The organism is Streptomyces sp. MI02-7b (assembly GCF_033793585.1).
In the GTDB taxonomy this organism is placed as follows: Bacteria; Actinomycetota; Actinomycetes; order Streptomycetales; family Streptomycetaceae; genus Actinacidiphila.
On record NZ_JARAWX010000017.1, the window covers coordinates 194,217 to 200,653 of the forward strand.

Annotated in this window: 5 protein-coding genes; all 5 read right to left on the minus strand. The window is 65.6% G+C overall.

Annotation, left to right across the window (positions count from 1 at the left end):
* Positions 1-10 precede the first annotated feature (10 nt).
* The 5 genes from PV364_RS26800 to PV364_RS26820 all read right to left on the minus strand — a co-directional run bounded on the left by PV364_RS26800 (position 11) and on the right by PV364_RS26820 (position 6,333).
* A complete protein-coding gene (locus PV364_RS26800; RefSeq protein WP_319662884.1) occupies positions 11-523 on the minus strand; it encodes an endonuclease domain-containing protein in 513 nt (170 codons plus the stop codon).
* An 82-nt stretch (positions 524-605) separates the two neighbouring features.
* A complete protein-coding gene (locus PV364_RS26805; protein ID WP_319662886.1) occupies positions 606-3,572 on the minus strand; it encodes a hypothetical protein in 2,967 nt (988 codons plus the stop codon).
* 165 nt (positions 3,573-3,737) lie between these two features.
* Positions 3,738-4,121 (minus strand): hypothetical protein, encoded by a 384-nt coding sequence (locus PV364_RS26810; protein WP_319662887.1) that lies wholly within the window; start codon positions 4,119-4,121, stop codon positions 3,738-3,740.
* Between the two features lie 73 nt (positions 4,122-4,194).
* Positions 4,195-5,862 carry a hypothetical protein gene (locus PV364_RS26815; RefSeq protein ID WP_319662888.1) on the minus strand — a complete coding sequence of 556 codons (1,668 nt, stop codon included), beginning with the start codon at positions 5,860-5,862 and terminating at the stop codon, positions 4,195-4,197.
* A 234-nt stretch (positions 5,863-6,096) separates the two neighbouring features.
* Positions 6,097-6,333: a hypothetical protein gene (locus PV364_RS26820; RefSeq protein WP_319662889.1), complete on the minus strand. Its 237-nt coding sequence runs from the start codon at positions 6,331-6,333 to the stop codon at positions 6,097-6,099.
* Between the last annotated feature and the right edge of the window lie 104 nt (positions 6,334-6,437).

Below are 6,437 nucleotides of genomic sequence, written 5' to 3' on the forward strand. Positions count from 1 at the left end.
TGGCGCCTGGCTAGCGTGGCGCCGTTGGAAGGGGTCGTAGTACCGCAGCCGGATGCCAAGGATGGTCGCGGGCGGCGTTCGCGGTGCCGGGCGTAAATAAATAGACCCCGGCTGTGTCCCGACCTCCACAGTTCAAGCCCTCGTAGGTGTTGCACTGGTGGCAGAGCAGTCCGCGGACCAAGCCGGTGGCGTGGTCGTGGTCGGTGACGAGTTCGCCGGCGAGGATGGCGGAGGGGCCACAGATTGCGCACCGGCCGGCATGCCAGGCGTCCAGCAAGCTCTCGGCGATGCGTTCGGCCGCGGCCTGCGATGCGGCGAACGCGGACCGTAGCGCAGTTGCAGTGTGGTCCGCCGTCACTTCCCAGGACCAGCATGCTGGCGGCGCCTGGTGCAACCGGGCCAGCGGGCCCCAGATATCTTCTTCCTCGCGGGCGAGCTCGGCGGCAGCTCGGTCGCGTTGCTCGGCTGTGGCGCGGTTTGGGCAGGCTGGCGCAGGCCCGCCGAGACTGCGGGGCCACCGCATTGGCCGGCCCTGGCATGGCGCTCCCTTGACGGTGACGCCTGGGCACCGCCAACTGTCGGCCCTCACTTGCTGGCCCCTATCGCTAGCTGTAGGTGTTGTCGTCAGCGTTCGCGTCGGCTATGGCCCGCAGCAGGCCCGGGCCGACCGACTGCCGGTTCTGCGCTGGCTTGAACGCGTTACCGAGCATGGACTCAATCGCCCACTGAGCCGGTGGAAACGTGCCCAGGACGAGGTCCAAAGACGTAGCGACGTCGTCGTTCTGGAGGGCCTGCAACAATGCGTCTGGTGCGTCGGGCTTGAGCACTACTGGAACTGCCGTGCCCGGCGTTGGCCCCACGAGCCAGAAGCTTGAGTAGCCCAGAGTGGCAGTAAGACTGGCAGTGAGAAGTTCCAGGTCAGGACCGTTAAGACCGCCGACGGACTGGGCGAGGCCGGACAGGTGCGCCGCAAGGTTGATCTCGGTCGGCCGTGGATCCGTTTTGTCTGTCAGTGGAGGCCGACGCCGCCGTTCGCGCGTCTCTTTCCATCCGACGAGGGCATCATTGTTTTCCTGTGACAGGTTGGCGTGTGCCGAGCCGAGGGCAATCCTGACACTACTGAGTCCGACGTTGTCCTCGCGGCCGAGTTTTGCATGTGAGGCCAGCATGATCGTGAGTACCAGGTTGGCGACCGCTCGGTGAAGAGAGCTTCCTGTGGCCGCCGCCGCGATGGTGTCGTAGACCATCCGCCGGTAGTCCTCCTTCTCGGCTGTCCGCCGCAAGGCTTCGCCCACCCGGTAGATGTCGACGACAGGTGTTCGCTCCAGCGCGAGGAAGAGGCGTTTTATGAGACCGCCTTCGAAGCGGGGGCGGTTGACGGCGAGGTTGTCTTCGAGCATGTCTGCTGCGAGCCCTGGTGCCGTGGGGTACCGGTCGTTCAGACGGTGCAGGTCGGTGTCGAGCTGCTTGAGCAGTTCCAGGATGTGCTTCTCGAACCGGGCCGAGCGCAAGAGCAGCTCGCCTGCGGCCAGCAGCCACGTGTTACGCCAGTGGGGATGGTGGGCGATCAGCCGGAGGCGGGACATGACGACGGTGTCGTCTCCCTCGGTGATGGCCCGTGCGGCCATCAGTTCCTGCAGGGTGCGGATGTCGAAGCCGACACCGCCGTCGCGGGGACCGAGGAGCACGAGGCGGTGCGTGGCGGCCTCGACCAGGGCCGCGGCGTGAGTGTGGGCCTCATCGGCTCCGAAGCCTCGTGCCACCATGTGGCCCAGGGCGATGTCGTGAAGGTACTGGGCGGGGATCCACGCATCGGCACCGTCTGCAGTCTCTGATGCGGCCTGGAGGGTGAGGCCGACCTGCTCGTGGAGGCTGTCGATCTGGGTGCGGTGCCTTGAGAGGAACCTCGCTATGGGGATGTCTTTGGCGACCTCCCGATCGAACATGGTCCGGTAGTACATGTCGAACAGCGTGAACCGATCAGGTGGGAGCGTTGGGTACTTCTCGACGATGAACGACATGACCGTCACCTGTAGGGGGGTTTCCATCAGGCGAATCGTGACGGGGTCGTGGGCGGCGTCACGCATGCGTGCAGCCACCTTGATCCGCATCTCATCGTCGTTCGTGAACCGCTTGTCGGTGATCTGCTGAGCGAACGCTGCAGCCCCATCAGGGGGTAGCCGCTCGAGGTTGAGATGGTCGAACCGGTCTTCGGGAAACCGTTCGTCGTAGCCAGTGGGCCGTGTGGTGACGACAACCATGAGATCTGCGTCAACCTCTTCCGCCGCGGTGAGTAGGTCGTCGATCCGGCTGTAGATCTGCCGACGCGCACTGGCGGAGGGGACTTCGTCCAGGCCGTCGAGGATCAGGGCCCACGGCCAGGCGCGAAGCCATGTGCGTAGGTCGCCTGGAGAGATCGTGCGGTCGGTTCGGTCGGAGATGCGCGTCGCGATCCACCGAAGCAGAGAGACGTCGGCGGCGCTTGCCAGTTCCTCGGCATACTTGGCGAGGTCAACGCGAACGGGCCAGCGCCGGTTGCCGGGCACTGCCAGCCCAAGGCGTGCGAGCGCCTCTCGCGTGCTCTCGATGATCTCCTTAACGGTGGGCGCGGGGTCCGTGTCCGACAGGAGCGCCACGCGGTAGGCCTGGGCGATGAGCTGACTGAGAGTCGACTTACCTTGACCCGGGCCGCCGACCAGGACCACGTGTGGTCTCTTAATGCGGTCAGGTTGCCGCTGGCGCAGCACCGTGTCGCCGAGCCGGAGGACGTGGTCCACTGCCTGGACCGTCGCCTCGGAGGTGCTATCCCCGCGGACGATCCTTGCGGGGAGATCGATGGCGATGTCGTCGAGCCAGAGCTTGGCTTCGCCCGGGCCGCCGGACTGGCTGAGCCGGATCCACCGGTCGTCCTTGATCGTGTGCAGCAGCTGCTCACGCAGGGGGTCCTGTGCGTCAAAACTTCCCAGGTTGACCCATTCCTGAGACGGCAGCTTTGACAGGACGTCGCCGACCGTCAGGAACGCGGGGAATGCCCAGCGGACCCCTTCGTACGCGTCCAGCATGGAGCGGAGCTGATCCGCGTGCCAGATCGCGAAGTCCTTGACCAGCAAGCCGGCCCGCAAAGTGTCCTTGTCGCTCAGCCATCCCCGGACGGCCTTGTTCACCCTGTCGATGCCGCCGATCTTGGCCACCGAAGACAGGTCAACATTGGTGACGAAGATCAGAAAGTCGGGGAGCCGGGCGCGCGTGTGGTCACTTGCTGCTCGGGTCCATCCATCGATCTCGCTCTTGATCCGCTGCTGCAACCAGAGCGCGTTGTCTATCGGCTCTGGGCTCGGCTTCAGATGGAACTTCGCCTGGAGCACTGTGTAGCCCGACCACTGGTCCGACCCGTCCTGGCCTCCGGACGTGGTGTTGGACCAGTTGATGGTGCCGTCGAAGGTCGCCTCGCGTCCGCCGTCAGGGCCGTCACCAAAGACTTGAACGCCAGCACCAATGTCACGGCGGGCTAGTGCGACCACCAGCTGCTCGAAGGCACGGCTGCCCAAGCGTGTCAGATCGTGGTCCGGCATCCTGCTTATCCTGCCAGAGGTCGGACGCCGATCAGGCGGGGTTGGCCTCCGTTCGTCCCCGAGAATCCAGATCAGGTGGCGCGCGCTGCCTGGCGTGGTGGCCGACTGGATGGACGGGCCTCGAGCCGGGGCTGGGCAGGTCCCCGGCGGTGGGCCTTGATGTGCTCACACACCCGCTCCCGACCGGTGAACCCGGTGCCGATCGCTGCCTGAAGAGTCGGGAAAAACAACTTGCCGTCCACGGTTCGTGGTCGACCAGGCGTAGGACTCGCACCCGCGTATCGCTCTCTGCACCATCCGCGTGGCGTATCCCTGATGGGCCCACTCTCCCGTGACGCGGATTTTTGCAATGAGCCCGCGCCGGCACTCGTGACAGATCCTGAAGTGCAGCACGGCGAAGTCGTAGCCGGAGCGCTCGCAGACCTTCACCATCTGATGTCCGGCATCGGCATCGCACGGGTAGAAGAGCCAGAACTCGCTGCGCCAGGGACGCAGCAGTGTGGCCACCCTCCACTTCCAGTCGGTGAAGCCGACCGGCGACGGTGTCATGAACTTTCCCCCTGTCCCGTTGCGGTGGCAGCGCCGGGCCAGGTTGCGGGCTGGCCCCAGTGATGCCGGGTGATCAGTCTTCTGTTGGTTCCTGCCCGGGCAAGTGCCTGCCGAGGTAGCGCTGGGCCGGCCGCCCTCTGGCTACGCGCAATCGCAGGGTGGCATGTCCCGTCCTCTCGAACTCCTGGCGGGCATCGCTCATGTTGAGCACCTTGTCCACCACCGCGGAGTCGACACAGGGACCGAGGTCGACTTGGTGATGGCCGAAGGAGAGCAACATCCCTTCGTAGGCGGCAGCGAGCGCGAAGGTGTCGCTCGCGGCCAGCAAGGTGAAGACCTCCTCCCCTGTCACGCCGATAGCGACAGTCGTGCCTCGCAGATCGATCGTCTCCCCGCGTAGCAGTGCAACAGCCTCCTGCACGTCGCGGGCGTCGCGCAGCGTGTAGTCGTCCGGGGTCGGAAAGAACTGCCTGGTCATGTTCTGCAGCGTGGCGAGAGCGTCAAAGGCATCGGCCCAGCGCTCGGCTTCATCGGTTTGCCAGCCCCCTGGTGTGAGGCCTTGAGCGATCGGCGCGGCCAACTCCGTGGGCGTGTCTCCCTGGAACGTCAGCTTCATCAGCTGTCCCGGGCGAGCCCGGCTGATCAGTTGGAGAACGGGCACGACCGCATGGGGGAGTGCCTGCTCGGGAGGAGTGAAGGACAGAGTCTGCTGCCAGGAGTGCGCCTCTCGGTCGAAGATCATCCGCACGTTGAGGAACCCGGTGTAGTCGTTCCCGATCAAGGTGCCGCCGTCACTGCCCGTCGTGCGTTCGGAGAAGATGAGGGGCAAGGCGGCCGTGGGCACGCCGGCGGGGGTGCACACCGTGAGTTGAGCCTTGACGAGAGGGGTCAGCGTCTCCCTATGTGCCGTGATCCGCATGAGCTTGGGGACACTGGAGCCACTGATCCCCAGTTCAGCAGGGGCGTCGATCGTCAACTCCTGGATGTTCGCATGAGTGACCTCGACGTCACCGCCGTAGCGAAGGGCGTCCTCGAAGCGTTTCCGGCGCCTCTCCTCGCCTGGATCGTTCGCCCGGAAGGCGAACCGACCGGTGAAGGAGATCGGCGCGCGCTCTGCGCTCTCTGGCGACTTGGGACGCAGCTGTACAGAGGTCTCGCCGTCTGAGGCCACGGAAACGCCGATGGCGTAATGGGGGGAGATCTCCTGGCCCCGTGCTTGCAGGGCCTCGATGCGGCGAGCCAGATCGGGAACGCCACCGAGCATCACATCTCGTTCTGCCCGCGCTTCTGCGATGCGTTCCAGGATGTAGTCGCCGGACTCCTGCAGTGCATACCTGATCAGATCCGGGTGCTGAGCGAACTGTTGGTCCAACCAATGCAGCCCCCGCCAATCCCGAACAAAAGGGAATTCGGTGCGAAGGTCATTGAACCAGCGCATCTCCGTAGGGTTAGGACTGATCGGGACGAGCAGGTCCCAGTGGTCAGGCTGATACCGGGCAGTGGAGATCAGGGACCGCCGGACCTGCTCCCTCCGACTGCGCGTCATGCGACCGGTAAAGGACTTGGCCTCGTAATGGACCAGTTCACCATCCTCGGTGAACTCGAACAGATCCCGGCCTCCGTCACCGCCGGTGCCGTCCACCTCCTGCGCGCGAGAGTGCATCCGCAGGACCAGCATCGTCACCAACGCCTCGGACACAGTCGGGGTCTTTGCCAGCTTGTCCCACGGCACGCTCACCATGCCGAAACTTTACGATCACAGACAGTGCGGACGGCAGGGAATGTTCCTTCTGAGGGCCCTGCCTGCGTCGGCGAGGGCGAGGGCGGGGGCAGGCCGAGTAGGCCCCTCACCTCCGGCCTGGCGCGCCGACAATCCCGGGTGGAACGAATCCCGGTCAGCTCACCGTGCCGCTGTATGCCGGCAATGGAGTCCTGGCGTTCGCGGGTGGGTGCCGGTGCGCGGTAACCGCCGGCATCATGCCCGGCCGTGCACGGCCCAGCCGCCGGACGCCGGGTTCAGTTCGCTGGTGAGAAGCTCACCCAGTTTCCACGGCAGGCAGGAACGCTCACCCAGCGGTGCGTTGAGCGCGTGGGCGTTGTCGGCCAGAGGCAGCCGCCGGTGTCGACCGCGCATCGGCCGTGCCGCCTGCAGATCCCGGGTTTTGCCTCGCGGCGGCTTCAGCGGCGGATGCTGGTCGGCCCAGTGCTCCACTGCGTCTAGTGCGTTGACCACGAACGTTGCCGGGGTTGGTTAGGCGGCTTTGGGTCGTGGGCGGCCCCAGCGTTGTTGGCGTTCGCTGCGGATCTTGGCGCGTT

Coding starts and splice junctions, on each gene's coding strand:
- PV364_RS26800 (WP_319662884.1), bottom strand. CDS start 523: ATGCGGTGGCCCCGCAGTCTCGGCGGGCCTGCGCCAGCCTGCCCAAAC.
- PV364_RS26815 (WP_319662888.1), bottom strand. CDS start 5,862: ATGGTGAGCGTGCCGTGGGACAAGCTGGCAAAGACCCCGACTGTGTCC.
- PV364_RS26805 (WP_319662886.1), bottom strand. CDS start 3,572: ATGCCGGACCACGATCTGACACGCTTGGGCAGCCGTGCCTTCGAGCAG.
- PV364_RS26810 (WP_319662887.1), bottom strand. CDS start 4,121: ATGACACCGTCGCCGGTCGGCTTCACCGACTGGAAGTGGAGGGTGGCC.